Origin of the sequence: Streptomyces sp. HNM0575 (genome assembly GCF_012726265.1) — a bacterium.
Lineage (GTDB): Bacteria > Actinomycetota > Actinomycetes > Streptomycetales > Streptomycetaceae > Streptomyces.
The window spans coordinates 18934-45817 of record NZ_JAASAG010000015.1 but is presented as its reverse complement, the minus strand read 5'-3'; the positions used below and the strand labels follow the sequence as shown (position 1 = coordinate 45817).

Sequence of the window (26884 nt, the reverse complement as noted above, 5' to 3'; positions counted from 1 at the left end):
GCGAACCCCCGCCACCCCCTGCGAACAGGTCATCCGTCGCGCCGCCCCGCATCCGCGGGGCGGCGCCGTCGTTGGCCCAGACGTGCAGCCTTACGAACCTTCACGAGCCCACCGCCCCTACCGCGACCAGGGCAGAGGCCCCGGCCTCGGCATCCCCGCGATGCGCACGGGCCACGAGGCCCCCGCGCCCCACGTCTCCTCGACCCCCATCTACGACGCGCTGTACGCGGAGTACGGCCGGCTCTTCCGCACGCTGCCGGGCGACCGCACCGGTGAGGAGGAGCTGCGCTTCCAGGGCTTCGGCACGGTGCACGGCACGGGCACCGGCAGCTGGGGCGACGACGGCCGGCACCGCGACGACTGGACGCGGGACGCGCTGCCCCGCCGCGGCGGCCATGTACAGGCGGCGCTGCCGCCCGCACCGCGCGACGGCCAGGCGAAGACGTACTGACGGCAACGGGCGGCCGGGCCCGCCGCCCCGCCGCTACCGCTTCTTCCCGCGCTTCTCCCGCACCCGCACCGACATGTGGATCGGCGTCCCCTCGAATCCGAACTCCTCGCGCAGACGCCGCTCCACGAAGCGCCGGTAGCCCGCCTCCAGGAAGCCCGAGGCGAAGAGCACGAAACGGGGCGGCCGGGTGCCGGCCTGCGTACCGAAGAGGATGCGGGGCTGCTTGCCGCCGCGCACGGGATGCGGGTGCGAGGCGACGATCTCGCCGAGGAACGAGTTGAGCTTCCCCGTCGGCACCCGCGTCTCCCAGCCCGCCAGCGCCGTCTCGATGGCGGGCACCAGCTTCTCCATGTGCCGCCCGGTGCGGGCCGAGATGTTCACGCGCGGCGCCCAGCGGACCTGGACCAGGTCCCGCTCGATCTCCCGCTCCAGATAGAAGCGGCGCTCGTCGTCCAGTCCGTCCCACTTGTTGTACGCGATGACGAGCGCACGCCCGGCCTCGACCGCCATGGTGATGATGCGCAGGTCCTGCACGCTGATCGACTCGGTCACGTCGATCAGCACGACCGCGACCTCCGCCTTCTCCAGCGCCGCCGCGGTGCGCAGCGACGCGTAGTAGTCGGCGCCCTCCTGGAGGTGCACGCGACGGCGGATGCCGGCGGTGTCGACGAACATCCAGTTCTTTCCGGCCAGTTCGATGAGTTCGTCGACCGGGTCGCGGGTCGTGCCGGCGATCGCGTCCACGACGACCCGCTCCTGCTTGGCGACCTTGTTCAGCAGCGAGGACTTCCCGACGTTGGGACGGCCGATGAGCGCCACCCGTCGCGGGCCGCCCGGGCCCGTTCCGCCGAAGGTCTGCTCGGGCGCCTCGGGCAGCGCGTCCAGCACGGCGTCGAGCAGGTCGCCCGTGCCGCGCCCGTGCAGCGCCGACACGGGGTGCGGCTCGCCGAGTCCGAGCCCCCACAGGTATGCCGCGTCCGCCTCGCCCGTCGGTCCGTCGACCTTGTTGGCGCAGAGCACCACGGGCTTTCCGGCCTTGCGCAGCATCCGTACGACCGCCTCGTCGGTGTCGGTCGCGCCGACCTGGGCGTCCACCACGAAGACCACGGCGTCCGCCGCCTCGACGGCGAACTCCGCCTGCGCGGCGACCGTGGCCTCCATACCGAGCACGTCCTGCTCCCAGCCGCCGGTGTCCACGACCTTGAAGCGGCGGCCGGCCCAGTCCGCCTCGTACGTCACACGGTCGCGGGTCACCCCGGGACGGTCCTCGACGACGGCCTCGCGACGGCCGAGGATCCGGTTGACCAGGGTCGACTTGCCGACGTTGGGGCGGCCCACGACGGCCAGCACGGGCAGCGGGCCCTGCGAGGCCTCCTCCAGGGCGCCCTCCACCTCCTCGGCGTCGAACCCCTCCTCGGCGGCGAGCTCCATGAACCGGTCGAACTCGGCGTCGCCGAGCTCACCGTGGTCGTGCCCGGGCTCGTACACGCCGTGCTGTCCGTTGTCGTCCATGCGGTCTCGTCCTCGTCGTTCATGTTCAGGTGGTCCGCCGCGATACGGGATCCGCGCCGCGGCTGCTTCAAGTCTGCCGGGACACCGGCCGCCCGGGCCCGCGCCGAGTCGGGCGCACGGCCGTCAGCGTCCCGTGCTCCGGCGGGCCTCCGCCAGGTGGTCCGTGAGCCGGTGCTGGATGCGCACCGTCGCCTCGTCCAGCGCCCCGCGCGTGCGCCGCCCGCTGCCGTCGCCTGCCTCGAACGGGTCGCCGAACACGACGTCGATGCGCCCTCGCAGCGCCGGAAGGGCCTTCACCAGCCGGCCCGGGCGCTCGTTGCTGCCGAGCACGGCGACGGGGACGACGGGCGCCCCCGAGCGTACGGCGAAGTACGCCAGCCCCGAGCGCAGCGAGGCGAAGTCGCCCTCGCCGCGGGTGCCTTCGGGGAAGATGCCCAGCATCCCGCCGCGCTCCAGCACGCCGAGCGCGGCGAGGACCGCGGCGCGGTCGGTGCCGCTGCGGTCGACGGGGATCTGCCCGATGCCGCGCAGGAACGGGCCGAGCGGCCCGATGAACGCCTCCTGCTTGACGAGGAAGTGCACGGGCCGCGGCGATGTGCCGATCAGCATGGGTCCGTCGACGAAGTGCGAGTGGTTGACGGCCAGGATCGCGGGCCCGCTCGGCGGTACGCGCCGGGCGCCCAGCACACGCGGACGCCACAGGCCGTGCATCAGGCCCAGACCGATACGGCGTCCGGCTGCTGCCCCTCGCGCACCGGGGGCGGAGCCGGTCGATGTCACTTGGAGATCTGCCCCGCCTTCTCATCGGCCCCGCCGGCCCCGCCGGCCCCGTCGGGCCCTCGGGACCCGCCGGACTTCGCGTCGGCCGCCTTCTCGACGAGCGTGACGACGCACTCCACGACCTGCTCCAGCGTCAGCTGAGTGGTGTCCACCTCGACCGCGTCGTCGGCCTTCTTCAGCGGTGACGTCTTGCGGCCGCTGTCGGCCGCGTCCCGCTGGATCAGCGCCTCGCGCGTGGCCGACAGGTCGGTGGCGTCCTTGCCCTTCAGCTCTCCGCTCCGCCGGGAGGCCCGCGCCTCCGGCGAGGCCGTGAGGAACACCTTGAGATCCGCGTCGGGAAGCACGGTCGTGCCGATGTCCCGGCCCTCGACCACGATGCCGCCGGCCGCCTCCGCGGCGATGGACCGCTGAAGCGCGGTGATGCGGGACCGCACCTCGGGGACGGCGCTGACGGAGCTGACCGCCGCCGTGACCTCCTTGGTGCGGATGGGCCCCGAGGCGTCCGTGCCGTCGACGGCGATGGTGGGCGCCGCCGGGTCCGTACCGGAGACGATCACGGGCTCGGAGGCGGCGGCCGCCACCGCCGCGGCGTCGTCCACCGGCACGCCGTTGGTCAGCATCCACCAGGTGATCGCCCTGTACTGCGCGCCCGTGTCCAGGTAGCTCAGGCCGAGGGTCTCCGCCACGGCCTTGGAGGTGCTGGACTTGCCCGTGCCGGAGGGGCCGTCGATGGCGACAATCACGTCAGACACGCTGTGGGGGACCTTTCTCGAGCACGGGCAGAGCGGCGGGGGCCGTGCCGTACCGGCCCGGGCACAAGGCTACCGGCTCACCGCCGGGCCCCTTCCCGCCGCCCTCGCGGGCCCGTTGTGCGCGCTCACTGCTGCCGGAGCGACCAGCCTCGCTCACGCAGCGCGGTCTCCAGCACGGAGGCCGCGCCCGGCTCGACCATCAGCTGCACATGGCCGGCCTGCTGTCCCGTCGCGTGCTCGATGCGTACGTCCTCGATGTTGACGCCCACGGCCCCCGCGTCCGCGAAGATCCGGGCCAGCTCCCCAGGCCGGTCGCTGATGAGGACCGCGACGGTCCGGTAGGAGGCCGGTGCCTGGCCGTGCTTGCCGGGCACCCGTGCGCGGCCCGAGTTGCCGCGGCGCAGCACGCTCTCGATGCCCGCGACGCCACCGCCCCGCTTCTCCTCGTCCGCGGAGCCGAGCGCGCGCAGCGCCCGTACGGCCTCGTCGAGGTCCGTCGCCACGTCCGCGAGGATGTCGGCGACCGGCCCGGGGTTGGCGGAGAGGATCTCCACCCACATCGCCGGGTCGGAGGCCGCGATGCGGGTGACGTCGCGGATGCCCTGGCCGCAGAGGCGTACGGCCGTCTCGTCGGCCGCCTCCAGACGCGCCGCGATCATGCTGGAGAGCAGCTGCGGAGTGTGCGAGACGAGGGCGACGGCCCGGTCGTGGGCGTCGGCGTCCATCACGACGGGCACGGCGCCGCACAGCGCGATCAGCTCGAGCGCGAGGTTGAGCACCTCGGTGTCGGTGTCGGCGGTGGGCGTGAGCACCCAGGGCCGGCCCTCGAAGAGGTCGGCGGTCGCGGCCAGCGGTCCGTTCTGTTCTTTGCCCGACATGGGGTGGCTGCCCAGGTATCCGGCGAGGTCGCCGCCGAGCTCCGTGAGCTCGCGCCGCGGCCCGCCCTTGACACTGGCCACGTCGATGCAGCCGCGGGCGAGGCCGCCGCGCTGGACGTCCGCGAGGGTGCGTGCGACGTGCGCCGGCGGTACGGCCACGATCGCGAGGTCGACGCGGCCCTCCGGCTCGGCGTCCGTGCCCGCGCCGAGCGCCGTCGCCGTACGCACCCGCTCCGGGTCGATGTCGCGCAGGTGCACCCGCACCCCGCGCCCGGTCAGGGCGAGCGCGGCGGAAGTGCCGATGAGGCCCGTGCCGACGACGAGAGCTGTACGCATTACTGGGCGATGTCCTTGCGGAGTGCGGCCGCCGCCCCGAGGTAGACGTGGTTGATCTCCGACTTGGGCAGCTCCGACTCGACGTGCGCGAGCACCCGCACCACACGGGGCATGGCGCCTGCGACGTCGAGTTCCTGCGCGCAGATCAGCGGTACGTCCACGATGCCGAGCTTACGTGCGCCGGCCGCCGGGAAGTCGCTGTGCAGATCGGGGGTGGCCGTGAACCAGAGGCTTATCAGGTCCTCCGCGGTGAGGCCGTTGCGCTCCAGCAGGCTGGTCATCAGCGCCGACACCTGCTCGTGCATGTGGCCGGATTCGTCCTGCTCAAGCTGGACGGCTCCCCGCACCGCTCGTACCGCCAACGCCTTCCCCGCTCTCGCTGCTGCTTCGCCACCCGCCGCGGGGCATGCGCCCGTCGCCGTGGCCTGGCCGGCGCCAGCGTAGATCGCCGGGACGGGACGGCGTCCGGGCGGACCGCACACTGAGACGCCGATCCCCGGGCGCAGCCGGATCCGCAGCCGGAGCTACAGCCCGACCTCGTTCATGAGCATCCCGACCTCGGTGTTCGTCATGCGGCGCAGCCAGCCGGACTTCTGGTCGCCGAGCGCGATGGGCCCGAAGCGTGTCCGTACGAGCCGTTCGACGGGGAAGCCGGCCTCGGCGAGCATGCGGCGCACGATGTGCTTGCGCCCCTCGTGCAGGGAGACCTCGACGAGGTAGTTCTTGCCGGTGTTCTCCACGACCCGGAAGTGGTCGGCGCGGGCGTAGCCGTCGTCCAGCCGTACGCCGTCCTTCAGGCGCCGGCCCAGGTCGCGCGGCAGAGGACCCTGGATCGCGGCGAGATAGGTCTTCTTCACGCCGTAGCGGGGGTGGGTGAGGCGGTGGGCCAGCTCACCGTGGTTGGTGAGGAGTATGAGGCCCTCCGTCTCGGTGTCGAGGCGGCCGACGTGGAAGAGGCGGGTGTCCCGGTTCTGCACGTAGTCGCCCAGGCACTGGCGGCCCTCCGGGTCCTCCATCGACGCGACCACGCCCGAGGGCTTGTTGAGCGCGAAGAAGACGTACGACTGGGAGGCGATCGTCAGCCCGTCGACCTTGATCTCGTCCTTGCCGGGATCCACGCGGAGGCCCTGCTCGACGACGATGTCGCCGTTGACCTCGACCCTGGCCTGCTCGATCAGCTCCTCGCACGCGCGCCGCGAGCCCATGCCGGCGCGGGCCAGCACCTTCTGGAGGCGCTCGCCGTCCTGCTCGCCGAAGGTCTTCGGCAGCTTCGTGGCGGCCTTGGTGTGGCGGGCGCGGTTGCGCTCCTCGATCTGCGCCTCGTACTCGCGGGGGCGCGCGGGCGCGGAGGCGTTACGGGCACGTGCCTTGGGGGCGCCGCTGCCGGTGACCTTGCGGGGGCCGCTCTTGGCGGCGTTCTTCGCCGCGACGCTCCTGGCCGCGGCGCCGCGGCCGGTGCCGGTGCCGGTGCCGGTGCCGGTGCCGGTGCCGCTTGCGCTCTTCCCGGTCTGCTTGGGGCCCGCCGCCTTGCGTGCGCCCTTGGGGCCGGGCGCGGATCCTGCCTTGGGACCGGACTTCGGGCCGGACTTGGCGCCGGGCTTCGAGCCGGACTTAGGACCGGATTTCGGGCCGGACTTCGGGCCGGACTTGGCGCCGGAGCTCGGGCCCGGCTTGGAGCCGCCCGCGGCCCGCTCCTCGGAGCCCCTGCCGTAACGGCGCTCCTCGGGGCGCGGACGCTCCGTCCGCTTCTGCCTGCCTCCGCCCCCGCCGGCCGCACGAGGGGAGGACCTGCCGCCCGTGCCCCTGTTATTACGGTTACCGCCGGTGTTGCCGCTGCTTCGCATCAGTGTTCCGTCTGCGTTCTGTCGTGGACCGCGTCGCCGCCGTCATCTGCGTCTACGTCGAACGACGGCACGCCTTCCTGTGAATCCCCCTCCACGGCGTCCGCCTCGGGAAGGAAGGGCGCCAGCTCCGGAAGCTCGTCCAGTCCGCGCAGGCCCAGCCGTTCCAGGAAGTAATGCGTCGTCGTGTACAGGATCGCACCCGTCTCGGGTTCCGCGCCCGCCTCCTCGACCAGCCCCCGTTGCAGGAGCGTACGCATCACGCCGTCGCAGTTGACACCGCGTACGGCCGAGACCCGGGAACGGCTGACGGGCTGGCGGTAGGCGACGACGGCGAGCGTCTCCAGCGCCGCCTGCGTCAGCCGGGCCTGCTGGCCGTCGAGCACGAAGCTCTCCACGGCCTCGGAGAACTCCGCCCGCGTGTAGAAGCGCCAGCCCTCCGCGACCAGCCGCAGCTCGAAGCCCCGGTGCTGACGGTCGTACTCGTCGGCGAGTTCGCGCAGGGCGTCCGAGATCTCACGGCGCCGACGTTGCAGCACCTTCGCCAGATGCTCCTCGGTGGCCGGCTCGTCGACGACCATGAGCACGGCTTCGAGCGCGGGCTTCAGCTCCAGGGCGGCGACGCCCTCGGGGACCTCGGCGCCCTCGTCCGCATCGGCGTCGGTCTCGGGGTCGGGGGCGGTGTCGAGATCGGGACCGGCGTCGGGGGCGCCGTCGGCGTCCGCGCCGGTGCCCGCCTCGCCGTCGGTGCCGCCGCCCGTGTCCCGGGCCGGGGGCTCGGGCGCATCCCCGTCGCGTACCGCCGCGGGCACGGGCCCACGCACCGGCTCGGCCGCCGCGTCCGCCGCCGCCTCCTGGACCTCGTACGTCTCCTCGCTCACGTCCTCAACTCCTCCTCGGGCGCGGCCTCCTGCCGCACCTCCGGCTCGGGCTCGGGCTCCGGCTCGGGCTCGGGCTCCGGCTCGGGCTCGTCGCTCTGCTGTCCGGGCTCCTGGTCGAACTCGTCCGTCACCAGGGGCTCCTTGTCGTCCTCGCCGCTCCAGCGGACGGTGAGCGAACCGAGCGCCTCCTCCTGTTCGAGGGAGACCGCACGTTCGCGGAACAGCTCCAGGAGGGCGAGGAAGCGCGCGACGACGGTCAGGGTGTCCGGGGCGTCCTGCGTGAGCTGCTGGAACGTGACCTCGCCGAACTCCCGCAGCCGGGCCACCACCACTTCGGCCTGTTCGCGCACGCTCACCAGAGGCGCGTGGATGTGCTCGACGTACACCTGCGGCTTCGGCTTCGGGCGCATCGCCTTCACCGCGAGCCGGGCGAAGCCCTCCGGGCCGATGCTGATGGCGACTTCGGGCAGCAGCTCGGCGTGGTGGGGTTCGAGCCCGACCGTACGGGGGTGGCGGTGCGCCTCCTGCGCCATGCGGCCCGCGAAGATCGCGGCGATCTCCTTGTACGCGCGGTACTGGAGCAGCCGCGCGAAGAGCAGGTCGCGCGCCTCCAGCAACGCGAGGTCCGCCTCGTCCTCGACCTCCGCCGCGGGCAGCAGCCGGGCGGCCTTGAGGTCGAGCAACGTCGAGGCGACGACGAGGAATTCGGTTGTCTGGTCGAGATCCCAGTCCGGGCCCATGGCGTGGATGTAGGCCATGAACTCGTCGGTGACCTTGGAGAGCGCGACCTCCGTGACGTCCAGCTTGTGCTTGGAGATCAGCTGGAGGAGCAGGTCGAAGGGGCCCTCGAAGTTGTCGAGCACGACCTTGAACCGCCCGTCGTCGGGCTGCCCTTCACCGTCGCCCTCCTCCGACGCCCGAGCCTCCGGGGCCCGAGTCTCCGGGGGCTGTGCCTGCGGGTCCGGTACGTCCGGGCCCTGTACGTCCGGCGCTTCTGCGTCCGGCAGTTGTACGTCCGGGTTCTGCTCCGGCTCGGGATCCGGCTCGGGCTCCGGATCAGGCTCGGCCTCAACTACGGCCTCGGGCCCGGCCACCGGCTGAGGCCCGGCCACCGGCTGAGGCCCGGGATCCGGTTCGGGATCCGGCTCACGTACGGGCTCCGGTGCCGGAGCAGCAACCTCCGGCTCACCGCCCGTTCCCGCGCGTTCTTCCGGACGTCCCGCGCCGGAAGCCGACGACGACGTGCCCGGCCCCCGCCCCAGTGTGCGGCGGGCGGTGCGGGCTACCGGTTCGGCGTGGTCGTCAGGACTGGGCATCGCGGGGCAGCGTACTGGGGAGGAGCCGGTCAGGGCGTTCCGGCTCACTCATGTGCCCGCGCTTTCGGATGTGGTGGCGCAAAGGTCGGCTCAGCGCCCCCGCAGCCGCCGTACGAGGATGCTCGCGTCCCCGCGGGATTCCAGATCGGCCAGGACCACCGCGACGGCCTCGCGCACGATACGGCCGCGGTCAACCGCCAGCCCGTGCTCACCGCGCAGCACGAGGCGGGCGTGCTCCAGGTCCATCAGCTCCTCGGCGGAGACATAGACGGTGATCTTCTCGTCGTGCCGTTCGCGCCCGCTGGGACGGCGATTGGCGCCGCGGCCGCCGCGCCTGGCCGAACCGCCCGCCTGCTGACGGCCCCTGGGCTCGGCGGTGCGCGAACTCTTCGTCTGCTGCGGCGACTTGGGTGCCGCACCGCCGGCCGGACCCGCCGCCGCGCTGTGGCGGGACGGCATCTCCGCGGACCCCGCGGCACCCGCACCCGCGGCACCCGCACCCGCGCCCGCGGAACCGGCGGAGCCCTGCCCGCCGCCCGTGCGCCCCACGCCGCCCTGCGGAGCGCCCTGGCCCGGCACCGTACGCCGCTGCGCCGCCTGCTTGTCCTGCCCGTCGCCGCCCTCGCGGCCCGTGTGCTCGCCGCCTCCCGAGGCGGGCCCGCCGCCGGACGCCGGGCCGCCGCCCTCGGCACCGGACTCGTCGCCCTCCCCCGCGGCGCTGTGCTCACCCCGGCCGCCGTCGCCGGCTCCCGGTGCCGTGTCCTCCGCCGCGTCGGCGGAACCCGCGTCCTCCGCGGTGTCCGCCTGCGACGCGGCGTCCGGGGACTCCTGATCGCCGGCCGGCGCCGGCACCCGGGTCGTGGACTGCGTGCCCTTGTCGGACGGCTCCTCACCGTTGATGTGGTTCTGGTTCGCGGGGGACGACGGCTGGACCGCTGAGCCCCCGGTCGTACGGAACAGTTCGTCAGCAGCAGGAAGACTCACTCGGCGTGGCACCGGGCGAGCACCTCCCTGGCGAGCTGGCGGTATGCGGCGGCACCTACGGAGTTGGAGGCGTACGTCGTGATGGGCTCGCCCGCGACGGTCGTCTCCGGGAAGCGCACGGTCCGCCCGATGACGGTGTGGTAGACGTTCTCGTCGAACGCCTCGACCACGCGGGCCAGGACCTCGCGGCTGTGCACCGTGCGCGAGTCGTACATCGTCGCCAGGATGCCGTCGAGCTCCAGCTCCGGGTTGAGCCGCTCCTGCACCTTCTCGATCGTCTCGGTCAGCAGGGCGACACCGCGCAGCGCGAAGAACTCGCACTCCAGCGGCACGATCACCTTGTGCGCCGCGGTGAGTGCGTTCACCGTCAGCAGACCGAGCGAGGGCTGGCAGTCGATGACGATGAAGTCGTAGTCGCTCAGCAGGGGTTGGAGCGCGCGCTGAAGCGTCGACTCACGGGCGACCTCGCTCACCAGCTGCACTTCGGCGGCCGAGAGGTCGATGTTGCTCGGCAGCAGGTCCATCCCCGCCACGGCGGTCTTCAGCAGGACCTCGTCCGGAGCCAGGCCGCGCTCCATCAGGAGGTTGTAGACCGTGAGTTCGAGCTCCATCGGATTCACGCCGAGACCGACCGACAGGGCGCCCTGCGGGTCGAAGTCGACGAGCAGCACACGCCGTCCGTACTCCGCGAGCGCCGCACCCAGGTTGATGGCGGAGGTCGTCTTGCCGACGCCGCCCTTCTGGTTGCACATCGCGATGATCTTCGCGGGCCCGGGTTCGCTGACGGGTCCGGGGATCGGGAAGTACGGAAGCGGGCGCCCGGTCGGGCCGATCCGCTCCCGGCGCTGTCTGGCGGCGTCGGGTGCGAGCGTCGCCGCGTACTCGGGGTCCGGTTCGTAGTCCGCGTCCGGGTCGTAGAAGTGCCCTTCGGGCAGCTCGCCGTAGGGGACGCGGTGCGGGTCACTGTAGTCGGCGAGCTCGGCGGACTCGTCGCCCGCCGAGTTGCCGGCCATGGCGTTCACTTGGCGGCCGTCCATGCTCTGTTGGGCTGTTGATGTCGGTGATGCGTTCTGGTGGGAGGCGAAGGTGCGGACAGCTACGGAGCCGACATCCTCGGACCCCGAGGACCCCTGGCCCCGCGCAGGTGCTCCTGGTTGACCACCCCCGGGAGAAAATGTCGACTCATTCACAAGTCGTCCTACCTCCTTGGTGACCAGGAAATTTCTAGACAGGTCAGCGTGACACCATGCCGACGATTGGCGACTCTATGGCGTGTCGGCGGTTCGCAGCAACACAATCCACCGGAGACGGCACGATGTGTCGAGGTGCGAACACTCCGCTGTCAAGGGGCAATGTGCGTCACGGCACCTTCCGGGCGGGGCGGCGCGGGGACGCGCGGAGGCGTGAACTCACCGGAACAAGCCCGCGGTTGAGCCGCCGTCACACCGCCCGGCACCCCTTCTGAAGAGCGTCACCGGCCCCGGACCGCGGCGGCGGTCGCAGAGCCGGTGACACCCGGTGACGCGCCCTGAATGCTGCTCAACGGCAGTTCAGCGGCGTTGACTTGTGCGGTTGACGCCCTGGCCGGCGTCTGAACCGGTGTGAATCAGCCCAGCAGCGTGCCGAGTTCGCGGCTGTCGAGTCCGTGCGCCTCGGCGACAGGCCCGTAGAAGACCTCTCCGTCATGGACGTTGAGGCCCTTGGCGAGCGTGGCGTCCCGACGGAGGGCGTCCCGCCAGCCGCAGTCGGCGAGTTCGACGATGTAGGGAAGCGTGGCGTTCGTCAGCGCGTACGTCGACGTGCTGGGCACGGCGCCGGGCATGTTGGCGACGCAATAGAAGACCGACTCGTGTACCTGGAAGGTCGGTTCGGCGTGCGTCGTCGGGCGCGAGTCCTCGAAGCAGCCGCCCTGGTCGATCGCGATGTCGACAAGCACACTTCCCGGCTTCATGCGGGAGACCAGCTCGTTGCTCACCAGCTTCGGCGCCTTCGCCCCCGGGATCAGCACCGCGCCGACCACCAGGTCCGCCTCCAGCACGGCACGCTCCAGCTCGTACGCGTTGGAGGCGACCGTGCGCACCTTGGTGCCGAAGATCCGGTCGGCCTCGCGGAGCTTGTTGACGTCCTTGTCGAGCAGGGTGACGTGGAAGCCCAGCCCGATGGCGATCTGCGTGGCGTTCCAGCCGGAGACGCCGCCGCCGATGACGACCGCGCGCCCCGCCGGTACGCCCGGGACCCCGCCCGGCAGCACACCGCGCCCGCCGGCCGAGCGCATCAGGTGGTACGCCCCGACCTGGGGCGCGATACGGCCCGCGACCTCCGACATCGGCGCGAGCAGCGGAAGGCTGCGGGCGGCCGTCTCGACGGTCTCGTAGGCGATGGCCGTGGTGCCGGACTCCAGCAGGGCGTCGGTGCACGCCTTGGAGGCCGCGAGGTGGAGATAGGTGAAGAGCGTCTGGTCCTTGCGCAGCCGCCCGTACTCCTCGGCGACCGGCTCCTTGACCTTCAGCAGCATGTCTGCGGTGGCCCAGACCTCGTCGGCGGAGCCCAGGATGGCGGCTCCGGCCGCGACGTACTCCTCGTCCGGGATGGAGGAGCCCGTGCCGGCTCCTCGCTCCACCACGACCTGGTGCCCGTTGCGTACGAGTTCGTGCGCCCCGGCCGGGGTGATGGCCACGCGGAACTCGTTGTTCTTGACCTCGCGGGGGATGCCGACCTTCACGTCGATCACGGTCCTTGACTTCGGGTTGTTTCGGAAGCGCCCGCACCTGTGGGTGCGGGAGGCATCCGTGGCGCACATCCCGATACGGCAGCACACGAGGCACATGACGGATATATGCCGGTTGTCGCCTGGAGGGCCACGGCTCCGCCAGTCTAATGAAGGATCCCGCGCTGTCCAGCCTTACAAACAAGGAATCTTTCGCGTGTTAACTATTGGTTTCTTAGGTCTACTCCAGTCCAACCGTCAGATCATGCGAATTCAGCAGGTCATCGGCGGCCTGACGGTGCCTGCGGCCCTCGCGTACATCGCCGGTCCGGTCGCAGGCGTCGGCCAGCCTGAGCAGCAGCGCCGCCCGCAGCCGCTCGTCCTCCGCCTGGCCCCCGCCCTCGTCCTGTAGCACCTGAAGTGCCTGATGGCAGCAGCGCACCGTCTCCTGCGGACGTCCCGCCAGCTCGTGCACCCTCGCGATCTCGGCCAGCGCGCGGGCGTGTGCGCCGGCGTCGCCCAGCCTGCGGAAGTTCGCGGCCGCCGCGCGCCACTGGCGCAGCGCCTCGCCGTAGCCGCCCGCGCCGGTGTGCACCGCGCCCAGCCGGCCGTGCAGCCGGGCCGCCGCCGCGCGGGCGTCACGGGTCTGGTGGTGGGCGAGCGCGCGGCCGTACCAGTCGGCGGCGCGCTCCGCGTCGCCCATGTCCTCGTAGGTGGAGCCGATGGACTCCAGGGCGCGGGCGGCGGCGGCAGGGTCCTGGCCGCCGCGTCCGCCGTGCGCACCGCCGCGGTCGTCACGGGCGCCACGGTCGTCACGGGCGCCACGGGATCCGCCGCCACCGCGCCCGCTCTCCTCCTCCTCGCGGGCCGCGTCCAGGGCGGCCCGGTAGCGGGTCAGTGCGCGCGGGTGCCTGCCCGAACGGGCGTCCAGATCCCCGAGGTTGAGCAGCGCGGCGGCGCGCTCCCGCTGGAGCCCGGCGCGTTCCGCGACGTCGAGCACCAGCTCGTGCAGCCGGTACAGCTCGGGGGCCGCCTCCTCCGGCGAGCGGTGTGCGTCGAAGGCGCGAGCCAGCGCGGAGATCAGCCGCCGCGCGAGCCCGTCGAGCCTGCCGCCGCCCTCGGCGACGGCGAGCCTGGCCGCGGCGAGTATCGCGGGCCGCCGGGCCTCCAGCCATTCGCGGGCCTCGCGCCGCGAGCCGAAGCGGACCGCGCGCGGCAGGAACGCCACACGCTTGCGGGCCTCGGAGCCCTCCGGCTCGGTGACTGCGTGGCACGCCCTCAGCCGCCGTACGGTCCGCTCCAGCATCCGCGCGCGGGCCAGCACGGTCTCCTCCGGGCCCTCGTGCTCCGCGAGTTGGGCGCGCAGGAGGGGGTCCAGGCAGCGCGGCACCGCGTAACAGCCCTGCGCCAGCGTGCTGTTGCGCAGCAGCCCCAGCCGCAGGAACTCATCCAGGATCTGCCGGGCCGCTGTCACCGGGCAGTTGGCGAGCGACGAGGCGGTGTGCGCGTCGACGAGGCCCTCAGGCGCGAGCGCGAGCATCCGCAGCACCCGCGCCGGCGTCCTCGTCAGGGACCCGGCGACGAGGCCGAAGGCGCGCTCCAGCGGATCGGATCCGCGGGCCTTCCCCAGCTGCTCGGCGGCCTCGGCGACGGACAGCTTCGGGCGGGCGGCCAGCCATCCGCCCGCGAGCACCAGGGCGGCGGGCAGATGTCCGCAGGCCTCGGCGACGAGTTCCGCGCTGCGGGGATCGACGGTCGTGCGGTGCGGGGCCCCGGCCCAGGCGGCGAGCAGCGACACGGCGGCGTCGCGCCCGAGGCCGCCGAGGGTGCACGGCCGTACGTCCGGCACGCCGGTCAGCGGCCCGGAGGCGACGGCCACGACGAGGCAGTCACGGGTGTCGGGAAGCAGGTCGAGCACCTGCTCGGGCAGAGTCACGTCGTCGAGGAGCAGCAGCACTCGGCGGCGGCCCAGTTCGGCGCGGAGGGCCTCGGTGAGTTCGTCCTCGTCCGCGCCCGCGGGTACGGGGTCGGGACCGAGGGCGGCGAGCAGTTCGCGTGCGGTGCGCTCGGTCGGCACGGGGGTGTCGCCGGGCTCGGTGAGCCGGGCCCGCAGTACGCCGTCGCCGTAGTGCCCCGCCGCCTCCCTCACGAACGCCTCGGCGAGCGCGGTGCGTCCGGAGCCGGGCCGCCCGGCGACGAGCAGCACACGGCTGTGCGGGGAGGGCCGTCCGGAGAGGGTGTGCAGTCCGGCCTTCTCCATGTCGGCCCGCATCTGGGCCAGTTCGCTCTCCCGGCCGGTGAAGTGCCCGCCGTCGTGGGCCTCTTGAGGTGCGCCGGCGGAGTGCGGAGCGTCGCCGTGCGGGGAACGGGACGGGTCCTGCGTGCCTGCGGGCTGCACCGCTTGGTCCGTCACGGGCCACGCTCCCGTCCAACTGAGTCCGCGCGTACGAGCCCCGCCGCGACCGCGGCCGGGAACGCACCGAGCGTAGTTCACCCCGGGCGGCGGCACGCGGTACGCGCGCCGCACACGCAGGCACACGCGGGCACAGACGAGCACACGCGGGGCGCACACGGCGGGTTGGGACGAGGCGTCCTGCCGGGCGTGCACGGCGCCGTCCAACGGCCCGCCGTACGCGGCTAGTTGTCGAACGGCCGGGCGGGCCACGGCGCGTCGGCCGGGCGCAGCGAGTCCAGGCCGGGCCCGGAGCGCGCGGCGGTGAGCGCGAGCACACCCACCACGAGGCAGTTGTTGTGCAGCTCCCCCGCGAGCACGCCGCGCACCAGGTCCGCCACGGGCACGCGCGCCAGCTCCATGTCGGCCTCCTCCTCGGAGACTTCGAAGCGTTCGCCCTCGGCCGCCGCGACATCGCGGGCGAGGAAGACGCGTACGGCCTCGTCCGAGCCGCCGGGCGTGGTGTAGACGTCGGCGAGCACCCGCCAGTCCCCCGCCTTGACGTGGGCCTCCTCGTAGAGCTCGCGCTGAGCGGCGCGCAGCGGGTTCTCCCCGGGCACGTCGAGGAGGCCGGCCGGGATCTCCCACAGCTTCTCGCGCACCGGGTGCCGGTACTGGCTGAGCACCAGCACGCGGTCGTCCTCGTCGAGGGCGAGCACGGCCACGGAACCGGGGTGCACCTGGTAGTCGCGGCGGACCACGGAGCCGTCCGGCATCACGACGTCGTCGGTTCGCACGCCGGTCTTCTTGCCCTCGAAGGGCAGCGCGGTCGCGGTGACCTCCCATGCCTCGGGGGCGTCCACGATGGGCTTTCCGTGAGCTGCCGGCAGTGTGTTCTCCGTCATCCCTCAGCCCTCGCCCTGCTGCCGTGCGACGGCCGCCGCGACGAGACCCGCGAAGAGCGGATGGGGGCGCGTGGGCCGCGAGCGCAGCTCGGGGTGTGCCTGGGTGGCGACGAGGTACGGATGGACCTCGCGCGGATACTCCAGGTACTCAACCAGCTTGTTGTCCGGGGAGGTGCCGGAGAAGACCAGTCCGGCCTTCTTCTCCAGCTCCCCGCGGTAGGCGTTGTTGACCTCGTAGCGGTGCCGGTGGCGTTCCTCGACGTACGGTTCGCCGCCGTAGACCTCGCGCACGATGGAGCCCTCCGCGAGCTTGGCGGGATACAGCCCGAGCCGCATCGTGCCGCCCATGTCGCCGTCGCCGGCGACGATGTCGAGCTGCTCGGCCATGGTGGAGACGACCGGATGCGCCGTGCCCTGCTCGAACTCCGTGGAGTTGGCGTCCTCGATGCCCGCCAGATTCCGCGCGGCCTCCACGACGATGCACTGGAGGCCCAGACAGAGGCCGAGGAGCGGGATCCGGTTCTCACGCGCGTATGTGATGGAGGAGAGCTTGCCGTCGACGCCGCGCTCGCCGAAGCCGCCGGGGATGCAGATCGCGTCGCAGTCGCCGAGCTGACCGCGGGCGCCCTCGGGGGTGCGGCAGTCGTCCGAGGTGACCCATTTGACCTTCACGCGGGCGTTGTTGGCGAAACCGCCGGCGCGCAGCGCCTCCGTGACCGAGAGGTAGGCGTCCGGGAGGTCGATGTACTTGCCGACGAGGGCGACCGTCACCTCGTGGTCCGGGTCGTGGACGCGGCGCAGCAGGTCGTCCCACTGCGTCCAGTCCACGTCGCGGAAGGGCAGGTCCAGCTTGCGTACGACATAGGCGTCCAGGCCCTCGGCGTGCACGACCTTCGGGATGTCGTAGATGGACGGGGCGTCCTTGCAGGCGATGACGGCGGGGTCGTCCACGTCGCACATCAGCGAGATCTTGCGCTTGATGGAGCGCGGCACGTCACGGTCGGCGCGCAGCACGATGCCGTCGGGCTGGATGCCGATGCTTCTCAGCGCCGCCACGGAGTGCTGTGTCGGCTTGGTCTTCAGCTCGCCGGACGGGCCGATGTAGGGCAGCAGCGAGATGTGCACCACGAAGACGTTGTCCCTGCCGACCTCGTGGCGCACCTGGCGCACCGCTTCGAGGAAGGGCAGGGACTCGATGTCGCCCACGGTGCCGCCGACTTCGGTGATGACGACGTCGACGTCGTCGGTGGCCATGCGCCGGATGCGGTTCTTGATCTCGTTGGTGATGTGCGGGATGACCTGCACGGTGTCGCCCAGGTAGTCGCCGCGCCGCTCCTTGGCGATGACGGTGGAGTAGATCTGCCCCGTGGTGACGTTCGCGGAGCCGTCGAGATCGACGTCGAGGAAGCGCTCGTAGTGCCCGATGTCCAGATCGGTCTCGGCGCCGTCGTTGGTGACGAACACCTCGCCGTGCTGGAAGGGGTTCATGGTGCCCGGATCGACGTTCAGATACGGGTCCAGCTTCTGCATCGTGACGCGCAGACCACGCGCCTTGAGCAGCGCGCCCAGACTGGAGGCGGTGAGGCCCTTGCCGAGCGAGGAGGCCACACCCCCCGTGACGAAGAGATGCTTGGTCGTCGTGGACCTGGGCGGCAATGCCAAGACGTGCTCCCGTGGTAGCGAGGTGAGGTGCGCACCGGCGCCCTGACCTCGGTACGCAGCGCTGCGCAGCGGATGCTCAGGGATACCGTCGCTGCGGCTCCGGGGGCTTTCCGTGCCGGAGATTCGAGGACGAAATCCGGGAACTCCCGCCCACCGGTCCACGGGCCACCAGGGTATCAGCGACCCTCGGGGGCCGGGTCCCGCCGTAACCGGGACTGCGTCCGGCGTCACAGCTCAGCGGCTTCGGGCGGGCTCCCGCCGTCCCCTACGGTGAGGGCATGGTCGCACCTGGTGAGCGCCTCCGCACACGCTCACCTCATCGGCTCATCCGTCCTGGGGAGAGCGCCGCACGGAGCCCTCCGCTCCGTCGTATCCTGCTCGGACGCTCGATCGGACACATGATTGAGCTGGACGGAAATCCGCAGGTCATCGCACGTCCCAAGGGGCGAGCCACAGTTCGACTGGAGATATACGTGGCTGGGCGCATCGAAGATTACGCACTCATCGGGGACATGCAGACCGCAGCCCTGATCGGCAGGAACGGCTCGGTGGACTGGCTGTGCCTGCCGCGCTTCGATTCCCATGCTGTCTTCGCGAGCCTTCTGGGCACGGGGGAGCACGGCTGCTGGCGGGTGGGGCCCGCCACCGCCGACGGAGCGGAGCCGCCGAAGGCGGACCGCCGCCGGTACCGCGGTGATTCCCTGATTCTCGAATCCGAGTGGGACACCCCGCGCGGCACGGTCCGCGTCATCGACTTCATGCCGCCCCGCGAGCAGCACGCACCGCAGCTGGTGCGGATCGTGGAAGGGGTCAGCGGCCGGGTGCCGATGCGTTCGGCGCTGCGCATGCGCTTCTCGTACGGCTGGGTCGTGCCGTGGGTGCAGCAGATCGAGGGCCGCACGGTCGCGGTCGCGGGGCCGGACTCGGTGTGGCTGGACACCGACGCCGAGACCTACGGCAAGGACCTCACGACATACGCGGACTTCACCGTGGCCCCCGGCGAGCGCGTCGCCTTCACCATCAGCTGGCAGGCGTCGCACAAGAGCCCGCCGGCCGAGCCGGACGCGGAGACGGCGCTGGGCGCGACGGAGGACTTCTGGCGCGAGTGGGTCGACGACTGTACGTACCACGGCCCCTACCGCGAGGCCGTCGTACGGTCGTTGATCACGCTCAAGGCGCTGACGTACGGGCCGACGGGCGGCATCGTCGCCGCACCGACCACGTCGCTGCCCGAGTGCATCGGCGGCATGCGCAACTGGGACTACCGCTTCACATGGCTGCGGGACGCGGCCATCACCCTCTCCTCGCTGCTGCGCACCGGCTACCACCAGGAGGCGCTCGCATGGCGCGAGTGGCTGCTGCGCGCGGTGGCCGGCGATCCGGAGAACCTCCAGATCATGTACGGCATCGCCGGCGAGCGGGAGTTGAGCGAGGCGGAGCTGAACTGGCTTCCCGGGTACGAGAATTCGGTGCCCGTGCGGATCGGCAACCAGGCCGCCGGCCAGCTCCAGCTCGACGTCTACGGCGAGGTCACCGAGGCGCTGCACCTGGCCCACATGACCGGCCTGTCCCGCAACGACTACGCCTCGCTGCTCCAGCTGAAGCTCATCGGCTACCTGGAGGACCACTGGGACGAGCCGGACGAGGGCATCTGGGAAGTACGCGGCCCGCGGCGGCACTTCGTGCACTCCAAGGTGATGGCGTGGGTCGCGGTCGACCGTACGGTCAAGCTGATCGAGTCCGGCGACGTCGACGGTCCGCTGGACCGCTGGCGGGATCTGCGCGACGAGATCCACCGCGACGTGTGCGAGAAGGGCTACGACAAGGAGCGCAACACCTTCACGCAGTCCTACGGCTCGAAGGAGCTGGACGCGTCGCTGCTGCTGATCCCGCAGATGGGCTTCCTGCCGCCGGACGACAAGCGCGTCATCGGGACGATCGAGGCGATCCAGCGGGAGCTGTCCACCGAGGACGGCTTCGTGATGCGCTACCCGACCTCTCAGGTCGACGGCGACAACGTGGACGGACTCCACGGCGAGGAGGGCGCGTTCCTCGCCTGCTCCTTCTGGCTCGCGGACGACCTGGCGATGATCGGCAGGGTCGAGGAGGCACGGAAGCTCTTCGAGCGGCTGCTGTCGCTCCGCAACGACCTGGGACTGCTCGCGGAGGAGTGGGACTCGCGGCTTCAGCGCCAAGTGGGCAACTTCCCGCAGGCGTTCAGCCACGTGCCGCTGATCGACACCGCGCTGCGGCTGACGGCTTCCGGCGCGTACGGGGGCTGAGGCGGCCGTCGGCCGCGCTCACAGCGGCCGGCGGGCACGGCCTCCACGCGGGCCCACGCGGCCCCACTCGGACGCCACCACGCCCGCTGCCCGGCGACAACCGGCAGCGGGCGTGGAGGTGAGGGACGGGGCCTTCCCCTGGGCCTGGCGGCCCGGGGGGACCCCCACAGGCGGGGGGTGGGGGGTGCCCCGTAGGCAGGTTCCCTCAGAACGGGGTCAGCGTGAGCGTCAGTTCGCTGGCCCCGCCGTCTTCGATGTAGGAGGCGAAGCTCGCGACGTCGTCGAATGCGAAGCCGTAAGCCTTGCCGTCCTCGGTGGCCTCGTGCATGGCCTTGACGTATTCGTGCACGACGTCGCCCTTGTAGAACTCCTTGGTGTCCTTGCTGGGCTGCTGGGCGATCGAGGCGAGCGTCGACCGGTTGAACGCGGCGCCCACGATGGCGGCCACCGGACCGGTGGTGCCGTCGTTGGGGGCGGCCAGCTCGCCGTCGCAGAAGAGGATGTCCTTCGTGCTGGGCTTGCTGAAGGAGACCTCGCCGGGACCGGTGAAGGAGAGCTTGTCACCGCTGACCTTGCCGGTGAACTTGCCCGCGTTGGTGGTGACGACCAGCTCCTTGGAGGAGTAGGTCTCCCACACCTTCTCGACGTACGAGTCGAAGAAGTCCTTCGCGAACTTCCCCTCGCCCAGGCCGTGTCCGGGGGCGATGACGCGCTTGTCGTCGATCACCAGGTCGCCGAAGCCCTTGGCCTCCTTGACGGCCTTGAAGATCTGGTCGCGGCCGCCCTCCTTCAGGAAGCCGGTCTTCTGGTCCTTGTCGCCCTTGAGCTGGATGCCCATCGGCACGCTGAACATGTCGACCATGGTGGTGTTGCAGTACATCGCGCCGTCCTTGTAAGTGAACTCGGCGCAGTCGTGCAGCACATCGAAGTTGGGGTCACCCGACACCCAGCCGGCCGGGTAGGCCAGCGCGGCCTTGCCGTCGCCGCCCTCGACCGCCTTGATCTTCAGCTTGTCGCCGCAGGCGACATAGATGCGGCCGGACATCTCGGGGAGCTTGAGCGTCGTCTCCTCGCCCGAGAGCGGGATGGCGTAGTCGGTGAAGCCGTCGCCGCCGTTGTCGCCGGCGGCCACGGTCTTCGCCTCGCCCTCAGGTGTGACGTAGACCTGGTTCTTGCCGTCGCTGCCGACGATGTACACGTTGATCGACTTGCTGTCGAACTCGCCGCTCTTGTTGACGATCTTGAGCGACAGCGGCCCGGCGGCCTTGGACTTCTTGGGTGCCGTGACGCCGCCGGCCTGCGTCACGATCAGTCCCGCCGCCGGCGCGGCGATGGCGGTCGCGGCCGCACCGCGGATGAGAGACCTGCGGCTGATCACTTGGAGGCACCTCCGGTGCTTTCTACGGACACGTAGTCCACGGTCAGGGAACCGCCGGACTTGGTGGCGGCGGTCGGTGTCTTCGATCCGGCGACGCCGTCGGGGAAGGCGCCGCCGATGGCCAGGTTCAGCAGGATGAAGTGGCCGTGGTCCGTGGCGTCGGCCCAGGTCTTCGCGTCCACGTCCGATTCCTTGACGGAGTGGAACTGCTCGCCGTCCACGTACCAGCGCAGCTCCTCCGTACCGCCGCTGCGGTCGAACTCGAGCGCGTACTTGTGGAAGTCGGACTTGCAGCCGCCGGAGCACTCGTGCGACTTGCCGAGGCCGGTGGTCTCCTTGCACGGCCCGCCCTGGCCGGTGCCGCAGTGCAGCGTCCCGTGCGTGGTGTCCTGGCCGTTGACGTTCTCCATGACGTCGAACTCGCCGATACTGGGCCAGTTCTGGTAGTTGCCGCGGAAGGCCTCGCCGAGCGTCCAGAACGCCGGCCAGTAGCCGAGCGCCTCGTCCCCGGAGACGTCGGGGGTCTTCAGGGCCGCCTCGATGCGCATCTTGCCGCCCTTGGGAGCGGTGAAGTCCGTGCGCTTGGTCTCGATGCGGGCGGAGGTCCAGTTCTCACCGTCCTTCTTGGCGGTGATCTTCAGATGTCCGTCGCCGTCGAGCTGGAGGTTCTCCTTGCTGTCGGTGTACTCCTGGATCTCGCCGGTGCCCCAGTTGTCAGCCCCTCCGGGGTAGCTGTGGCCCTTGTCGACGATCCAGTCGTCGCCGGGGGAAGATCCGGCGTCACCGTTGAAGTCGGCGCGGAAGACCTCTTCCATGGCCGCCTTCTTCTGCGACTGTGCTGACTTGCCGCCGTCCTCTCCGGCCTGCGCGTACGGCGCCACGCATGTGCCGATGACGGCCGCCGCCGCTATTCCGGCGAGTGCCCAGCGCCGTCTGTTGCTCTTCAAGAGCATGACTTACGCTCCTCGTTGGTGGGGGGTGAGAGCGCTCTCACGTCACGGGCAGCACACTGCCTATCGAACGCTGATTGGTCAAGACCTAGGCAAAGAAAGAGGGGTTGTCTGTGCACACATTCCGCGGATCCCGTCCGACTCTGGAGGCTGTGGCGGCCCATGCCGGGGTCTCACGGGCGACGGTGTCGCGGGTGGTCAACGGGGGTGCAGGCGTTCGTGCGGAGGTGCGCGAGAAGGTGCGCCACTCCGTCGAGGAGCTGGGCTACGTGCCCAACAACGCGGCCCGTACCCTCGTCACCCGGCGCACCGGAGCTGTCGCCGTCATCATCGCCGAACCCGAGAGCCGGGTCTTCGCCGACCCGTTCTTCGCACAGCAGTTGCGCGGTATCAGCCGCGAACTGGCCGAACACGACACCCAGTTGCTGCTGATGATGCTGGAGCGGGAGAAGGACTACCAGCGCATCGGACGGTATCTGTCGGCCGGGCACGTCGACGGCGCCCTGATGTTCTCGCTGCACGGCGACGACCCGCTGCCGTCCGTCGCCTACCGGACCGGGCTGCCCGCGGTCTTCGGCGGGAGACCCGGCTGGCCGGGCGCCGAGGAGGATCCGGGCCTGCTGTACGTCGACACCGACAACCGGAACGGCGCACGGCAGGCCGTTGCGCATTTGCAGGAGCGAGGACGGCGCACCATAGCCGTGATCAATGGGCCCCTCGACCAGACCTCCGCGCTGGACAGGCTGCACGGCTACTGCGACGCGCTCGGCATCGGCGTGCACGAGGCCGACCCGTCGCTCGTCGCACAGGGCGACTTCACCGCCGAGGGCGGCGAGCGCGCCATGGCCCGGCTGCTCGACTCCGCTCCTCACCTGGACGCGGTCTTCGCGGGCAACGACCTCATGGCCTCGGGAGCGCTGCGTACGCTGCGGGCCCGCGGCCGCCGGGTGCCCCGGGACGTGGCCGTGGTCGGCTACGACGACCTGGAGCCGGCGGCGTGGGCCGAGCCGCCGCTCACGACCGTGCGCCAGGACGTCGAGGGCATGGGCGAGATGATGGCGCGGCTGCTGCTGCGCCGCATCGGGCTCGCCGAGGAGGCTTCGGACGCGGCGCCGCCCGCGCCGGTGGTGACACCGGCCACGCTGGTCGTACGGGAATCGAGCTAGCCGGTCGGGTGGCTGACCGTACGGGCCGTACGGAACGGGCAGGCGCGGAGGCCTGGTTGAGAGGCCGGGCGGTACGCGGGGGCGGCGAGGGGCGCGGAGGCGGCGCGGTGCGCGGGGTCGGTGCGGCGCGCGGAGGCGTGCGCGGGGCTCGTCGGCCGTCGCCACCCGGGGGCCAGGACCGCTGAGGGCAGGCATGCGCGGGACGCCAGCGCCACGGGCGGACGCGCTTCCGTCGGGGCCGGACACCGAGGAGCGGGTCGGCGCCCAGCGGGTCAGGCACGCCCCGGAGAGGTCAACTCGTCGTAGACGCTGAGGACATGGGCCACCGTGGACTCCTCCGTGGGCCATTCGGCAGCGCGGGCCCAGCCCTCCGCGACGAGCCGCTCACGCCGCGAGGGATCCGCCAGCAAGCGGCCGACGGCGGCAGCGAGCGCCCCCGCGTCGCCGTAGGGGACCAACTCGGCGGCCTCGCCGACCAGTTCGGGCACTCCCCCGACCTCCGTGGCGACCAGCGGCACCCCCTGGTGCAGGGCCTCCTGCGCCAGCAGCGGGCGGCTCTCCCAGTGCGAGCTGAGCAGCGCCACATCGGCCCCCGCCAGCAGTTCGAACGCGTCCTCGCGCCGCCCCAGCAGCCGTACCGGCAGCGCCTCGTCGTCGATGCGCCGCTGCAACTCCCCCCGCTGCGGCCCCTCGCCGGCGACCGCCAGCAGCGGCTGAGGGTCGAGATGCCGCCAGGCGCGGGCCGCGCGGAGGGCGGTGGCGTATCCGTGACGCTCGTCGAGGCGGCCCACCGAGAGGATCAACGGGCGTCCCACGGCGCCCACTTCGGCACGCGACTTGTGCTGCCCCCGGCCCTCCACGGCGGCCCGCGGCGTCGTCGGCGCCTCCTCTCCGCCCGGTCCCGGAAGGACGACGGGGGCGAGCCTGGCGTCACGGGCACCGCGCCGCCGGGCCCTGTCCACGAGATCGGTGGTGACCGCGAGCACGACCGACGCGCTGCGCGCCACCCGCCGCTCCATCAGCCGCCGCAGCCGCGCCCGTGCGCCCGTCGCGAGCCCGCGGTGGTGCCAGGTGACGACGAGCGGTACCCGGCGGGCACGCCCCGACAGCGCGAGCGTGGTGAGCGCCAGCAGTCCGGCCCGCACACCGTGCGCGTGCACCAGGTCGGCGTCCGCGCACAGGCGGCGGAGGACGGCCGCGGCCTCCGGTTCGCTGGCGGCGGGCAGCGGCGCGAAGTGGGCGCCCGCGCCCCGGAATCCGTACACCGCCTCGGCTCCGGGCGGCGCGCAGACCGTCACCCGCAGTCCGCGCGCCACGAGCCCCTCGGTGAGCGAGCGCACATGCGCGCCTGTGCCCGCGCTGGCGCCGTCCACGACCTGGACGGCGTGCTGCGGCGACTGGCTGCCGGACGACGGGGACGGCGTGGGGGGAGGGGTCACGGAGGGTCGAGCTCCAAAGCGGTTTCGGGAGTCGGACGGGGGCGGCCGGGATCCGGCGGGGATCGGACGGGCCGGGACGGGAATCGGTTTCAGGCCGGTGCGGAGCCGGGCCGGATACGAGGTCGGATCGAGTACGGAGTCGGGGCGAGTACGGAGTCTGGGCGGTACGAGGTCGGTCGGGCACGGGAAGCCGCACGGCGGGGCCCTGGGGACGGGGCGCACCCGCCGGGGAACGGTCACGGGCCGGGCCCAGCATGCCAGCCGGTGCGGACGGAACGGCACCGCGCCCGGGCGGCCGGTGCGTTACATCGCGCCCGTACGGTACAGCTATCACTCACCCGAGTGACCGCGCCGGGATACCGCCCGGCCGGCCGGGCCCGGGCCTTCGTGGACCGTCCGCGCCCGGGCCGGAGCGGACCGCGCGACCCGGTCCGGAGATCCGGAGATCCCTCCGCGCGCGGGCGGGCGGCTCTTCCGCCGTGCCGGTCAGGAGCCCGTACGCGCCGCCTCCAGCAGCTCCTCGGCGTGCGCGCGCGCCAGTTCGGAGTCCTCCTGCCCCGCCAGCATCCGGGACAGCTCCCGCACCCGGTCCTCCCCCTCCATCGCGTTGACGCCGCTGTGGGTGACGAAGCCGTCGTCGGTCTTCTCCACCACCAGGTGCCGGTCGGCGAAGGCGGCGACCTGCGGAAGGTGCGTGACGACCACGACCTGCGAGGAGCGCGCCAGCCGTGCCAGCCGCCGGCCCACCTCCACCGCGGCCTTGCCGCCCACGCCCGCGTCGACCTCGTCGAAGAGGTACGTCGGCACCGGGTCGGCACCCGCGAAGACCACCTCGACGGCCAGCATCACGCGGGACAGCTCGCCCCCCGAGGCGCCCTTGCCGACGGGACGCGGCTGCGCCCCCGGGTGCGGGGCGAGCAGCAGCTCGACCTCGTCGGTGCCGTGCGGCCCGAACGCGACGCTGCGGCCGTCCAGTTCGAGGCCCTGCGCGCCCGCTGCGGCGTCGCCCCGCTTGAGCGAGAACGAAACGCGGGCGTGCGGCATGGCCAGTTCGGACAGCTCCTCCGTGACGGCGTCCGCGAAGCGCTTGGCCGCGTCCGTACGGGCGTCGGTCAACCGCTGTGCGAGGCCGGTCAGTTCGGTGACGAGGGCGTCGCGCTCGGCCGTGAGTTCGCCGATCCGCTCGTCGTCGCCCTCGAGTTCGGCGAGGCGGGCCGCGCTCTCCTCGGACCAGCCGAGCACGGCGGCGATGTCCTCGCCGTACTTACGGGTCAGCTGGGCGAGGGCGGCGCGACGCTCCTCGACGGCGGCGAGGCGCAGCGGGTCGGCGTCCAAGTCATCGGCGTATCCGGCGAGTTCGCCCGCCACGTCGCCCATCAGGATGGACACCTCGCCGAGCCGGTCGGCGAGCGAGGCGAGCGCGGGGTCGTGGGCGCGCTGCGCCTCCAGGGCCCGGTGCGCGGCGGAGACGAGCGCCGAGGCGTCGACGCTCTCGGGGTCCGCCGGATCGCCCGCGAGCGCCCCGTGCGCGGTGGTGGCGGCGGAGGCGAGGGCTTCGGCGTGGCCGAGGCGTTCGGCCTCCGCGGCGAGTTCGGTGTCCTCCCCCGCGCGGGGCTCCACGGCGGCGATCTCCTCCAGGCCGTAGCGGAGCATGTCGGCCTCCTGCGCACGCTCGCGCGCGAGGGTGGTGATCTCGTCGAGCTCGCCGCTGACGGTACGCAGCCGCTGGTACGCGGTGGTCCACTCGGCGAGCGGCACGGAGACGGCCTCGCCCGCGAACCGGTCGAGCGCCTGCCGCTGCCGCGCCGGGCGCAACAGGCCCTGCTGGTCGCTCTGTCCGTGCACGGCCACGAGGTCGTCGCTCAGCTCGGCCAGCAGCCCCACGGGCGCGGACCGCCCGCCGACGTGCGCACGCGAACGGCCTTCGGCGGAGAGCGTACGGCTGACGAGCAGTGCCCCGTCGTCGAGTTCGGCACCGGCCTCCGCCGCGCGGACCGCCGCCGGGGAGTCCGGCGGCACGACTATCCGCCCCTCGACCACCGCGGCGCTCTCCCCCGCGCGTACGAGGGCGGCGTCGGCCCGTCCGCCGAGCAGCAGCCCGAGGCTGGTGACGACCATGGTCTTGCCCGCTCCGGTCTCACCGGTCACCGCGGTGAAGCCTGGGGACAGTTCGACGACCGCGTCGTCGATGACGCCCAGGGACCTGATCCGCATCTCCTCCAACACGGGTACGACCATACGCAGTCCGCGGGGGTACCCCCACCCCTGGTCC

The 26884-nt window shown here is 72.3% G+C and carries 21 protein-coding genes; 3 read left to right on the top strand and 18 right to left on the bottom strand.

The features are described 5' to 3' along the window. Nucleotides 1-160: 160 nt before the first annotated feature. Nucleotides 161-451, top strand: a complete 291-nt coding sequence (locus tag HCC61_RS28020; protein ID WP_169140169.1) for a hypothetical protein — start codon at nucleotides 161-163, stop codon at nucleotides 449-451. A 33-nt stretch (nucleotides 452-484) separates the two neighbouring features. Here HCC61_RS28020 and der read toward each other — a convergent pair whose 3' ends face one another. The 14 genes from der to HCC61_RS27950 all read right to left on the bottom strand — a co-directional run bounded on the left by der (nucleotide 485) and on the right by HCC61_RS27950 (nucleotide 17391). Continuing rightward, a complete protein-coding gene (der, locus tag HCC61_RS28015) occupies nucleotides 485-1963 on the bottom strand; it encodes a ribosome biogenesis GTPase Der (RefSeq protein ID WP_169140221.1) in 1479 nt (492 codons plus the stop codon). Nucleotides 1964-2086: 123 nt separating this feature from the next. Further along, a complete protein-coding gene (locus HCC61_RS28010; RefSeq protein ID WP_169140219.1) occupies nucleotides 2087-2743 on the bottom strand; it encodes a lysophospholipid acyltransferase family protein in 657 nt (218 codons plus the stop codon). Beyond that, on the bottom strand, nucleotides 2740-3486 hold the full coding sequence (cmk, locus tag HCC61_RS28005; protein ID WP_169140353.1) for a (d)CMP kinase: 747 nt from the start codon (nucleotides 3484-3486) through the stop codon (nucleotides 2740-2742). Before cmk ends, HCC61_RS28010 begins: the two co-directional genes overlap by 4 nt. A gap of 134 nt (nucleotides 3487-3620) precedes the next feature. Next, a complete protein-coding gene (locus HCC61_RS28000; protein ID WP_169140217.1) occupies nucleotides 3621-4709 on the bottom strand; it encodes a prephenate dehydrogenase in 1089 nt (362 codons plus the stop codon). Next, nucleotides 4709-5071: a chorismate mutase gene (gene aroH, locus HCC61_RS27995; RefSeq protein ID WP_169140215.1), complete on the bottom strand. Its 363-nt coding sequence runs from the start codon at nucleotides 5069-5071 to the stop codon at nucleotides 4709-4711. Before aroH ends, HCC61_RS28000 begins: the two co-directional genes overlap by 1 nt. 162 nt (nucleotides 5072-5233) lie before the next feature. Further along, nucleotides 5234-6553 (bottom strand): pseudouridine synthase, encoded by a 1320-nt coding sequence (locus HCC61_RS27990; protein ID WP_169140213.1) that lies wholly within the window; start codon nucleotides 6551-6553, stop codon nucleotides 5234-5236. Then, nucleotides 6553-7164: an SMC-Scp complex subunit ScpB gene (gene scpB / locus HCC61_RS27985; protein WP_206323123.1), complete on the bottom strand. Its 612-nt coding sequence runs from the start codon at nucleotides 7162-7164 to the stop codon at nucleotides 6553-6555. The genes HCC61_RS27990 and scpB overlap by 1 nt, the downstream gene beginning before the upstream one ends. A gap of 263 nt (nucleotides 7165-7427) precedes the next feature. Next, complete coding sequence (locus HCC61_RS27980) at nucleotides 7428-8747, bottom strand: ScpA family protein (protein ID WP_169140211.1); 1320 nt, start codon at nucleotides 8745-8747, stop codon at nucleotides 7428-7430. Nucleotides 8748-8837: 90 nt separating this feature from the next. After that, nucleotides 8838-9647 carry a hypothetical protein gene (locus tag HCC61_RS31595; RefSeq protein ID WP_346777426.1) on the bottom strand — a complete coding sequence of 270 codons (810 nt, stop codon included), beginning with the start codon at nucleotides 9645-9647 and terminating at the stop codon, nucleotides 8838-8840. Nucleotides 9648-9727: 80 nt separating this feature from the next. Continuing rightward, nucleotides 9728-10921 (bottom strand): ParA family protein, encoded by a 1194-nt coding sequence (locus tag HCC61_RS27970; RefSeq protein WP_169140209.1) that lies wholly within the window; start codon nucleotides 10919-10921, stop codon nucleotides 9728-9730. A gap of 416 nt (nucleotides 10922-11337) precedes the next feature. Continuing rightward, nucleotides 11338-12453, bottom strand: a complete 1116-nt coding sequence (gene ald / locus HCC61_RS27965) for an alanine dehydrogenase (RefSeq protein ID WP_169140349.1) — start codon at nucleotides 12451-12453, stop codon at nucleotides 11338-11340. A 226-nt stretch (nucleotides 12454-12679) separates the two neighbouring features. Further along, nucleotides 12680-14851, bottom strand: a complete 2172-nt coding sequence (locus HCC61_RS27960) for an AAA family ATPase (RefSeq protein ID WP_169140207.1) — start codon at nucleotides 14849-14851, stop codon at nucleotides 12680-12682. A 224-nt stretch (nucleotides 14852-15075) separates the two neighbouring features. After that, nucleotides 15076-15735 carry an NUDIX hydrolase gene (locus tag HCC61_RS27955; protein WP_169140205.1) on the bottom strand — a complete coding sequence of 220 codons (660 nt, stop codon included), beginning with the start codon at nucleotides 15733-15735 and terminating at the stop codon, nucleotides 15076-15078. A 3-nt stretch (nucleotides 15736-15738) separates the two neighbouring features. Then, the gene (locus HCC61_RS27950; RefSeq protein WP_169140347.1) at nucleotides 15739-17391 is read right to left on the bottom strand and encodes a CTP synthase; all 1653 of its coding nucleotides are present in this window, start codon (nucleotides 17389-17391) and stop codon (nucleotides 15739-15741) included. Nucleotides 17392-17864: 473 nt separating this feature from the next. Here HCC61_RS27950 and HCC61_RS27945 point away from each other — a divergent pair, with 473 nt between their 5' ends. Next, nucleotides 17865-19679, top strand: a complete 1815-nt coding sequence (locus HCC61_RS27945) for a glycoside hydrolase family 15 protein (protein ID WP_169140345.1) — start codon at nucleotides 17865-17867, stop codon at nucleotides 19677-19679. A 205-nt stretch (nucleotides 19680-19884) separates the two neighbouring features. Here HCC61_RS27945 and HCC61_RS27940 read toward each other — a convergent pair whose 3' ends face one another. Both HCC61_RS27940 and HCC61_RS27935 read right to left on the bottom strand, forming a co-directional pair. Beyond that, nucleotides 19885-21057 (bottom strand): beta-1,3-glucanase family protein, encoded by a 1173-nt coding sequence (locus HCC61_RS27940; protein ID WP_169140203.1) that lies wholly within the window; start codon nucleotides 21055-21057, stop codon nucleotides 19885-19887. Continuing rightward, the gene (locus tag HCC61_RS27935) at nucleotides 21054-22010 is read right to left on the bottom strand and encodes a glycoside hydrolase family 16 protein (RefSeq protein ID WP_169140201.1); all 957 of its coding nucleotides are present in this window, start codon (nucleotides 22008-22010) and stop codon (nucleotides 21054-21056) included. Before HCC61_RS27935 ends, HCC61_RS27940 begins: the two co-directional genes overlap by 4 nt. A 149-nt stretch (nucleotides 22011-22159) precedes the next feature. Between HCC61_RS27935 and HCC61_RS27930 the strand changes: the two genes are divergently transcribed. Next, the gene (locus HCC61_RS27930) at nucleotides 22160-23173 is read left to right on the top strand and encodes a LacI family DNA-binding transcriptional regulator (RefSeq protein ID WP_346777421.1); all 1014 of its coding nucleotides are present in this window, start codon (nucleotides 22160-22162) and stop codon (nucleotides 23171-23173) included. Between the two features lie 272 nt (nucleotides 23174-23445). On the opposite strand, the gene HCC61_RS27925 is transcribed toward HCC61_RS27930, so the two are convergent. Together HCC61_RS27925 and recN are read right to left on the bottom strand one after the other, a co-directional pair. Continuing rightward, nucleotides 23446-24612, bottom strand: a complete 1167-nt coding sequence (locus HCC61_RS27925) for a glycosyltransferase family 4 protein (protein WP_169140199.1) — start codon at nucleotides 24610-24612, stop codon at nucleotides 23446-23448. A 486-nt stretch (nucleotides 24613-25098) separates the two neighbouring features. Further along, complete coding sequence (recN, locus tag HCC61_RS27920) at nucleotides 25099-26850, bottom strand: DNA repair protein RecN (protein WP_169140197.1); 1752 nt, start codon at nucleotides 26848-26850, stop codon at nucleotides 25099-25101. Nucleotides 26851-26884: the final 34 nt, after the last annotated feature.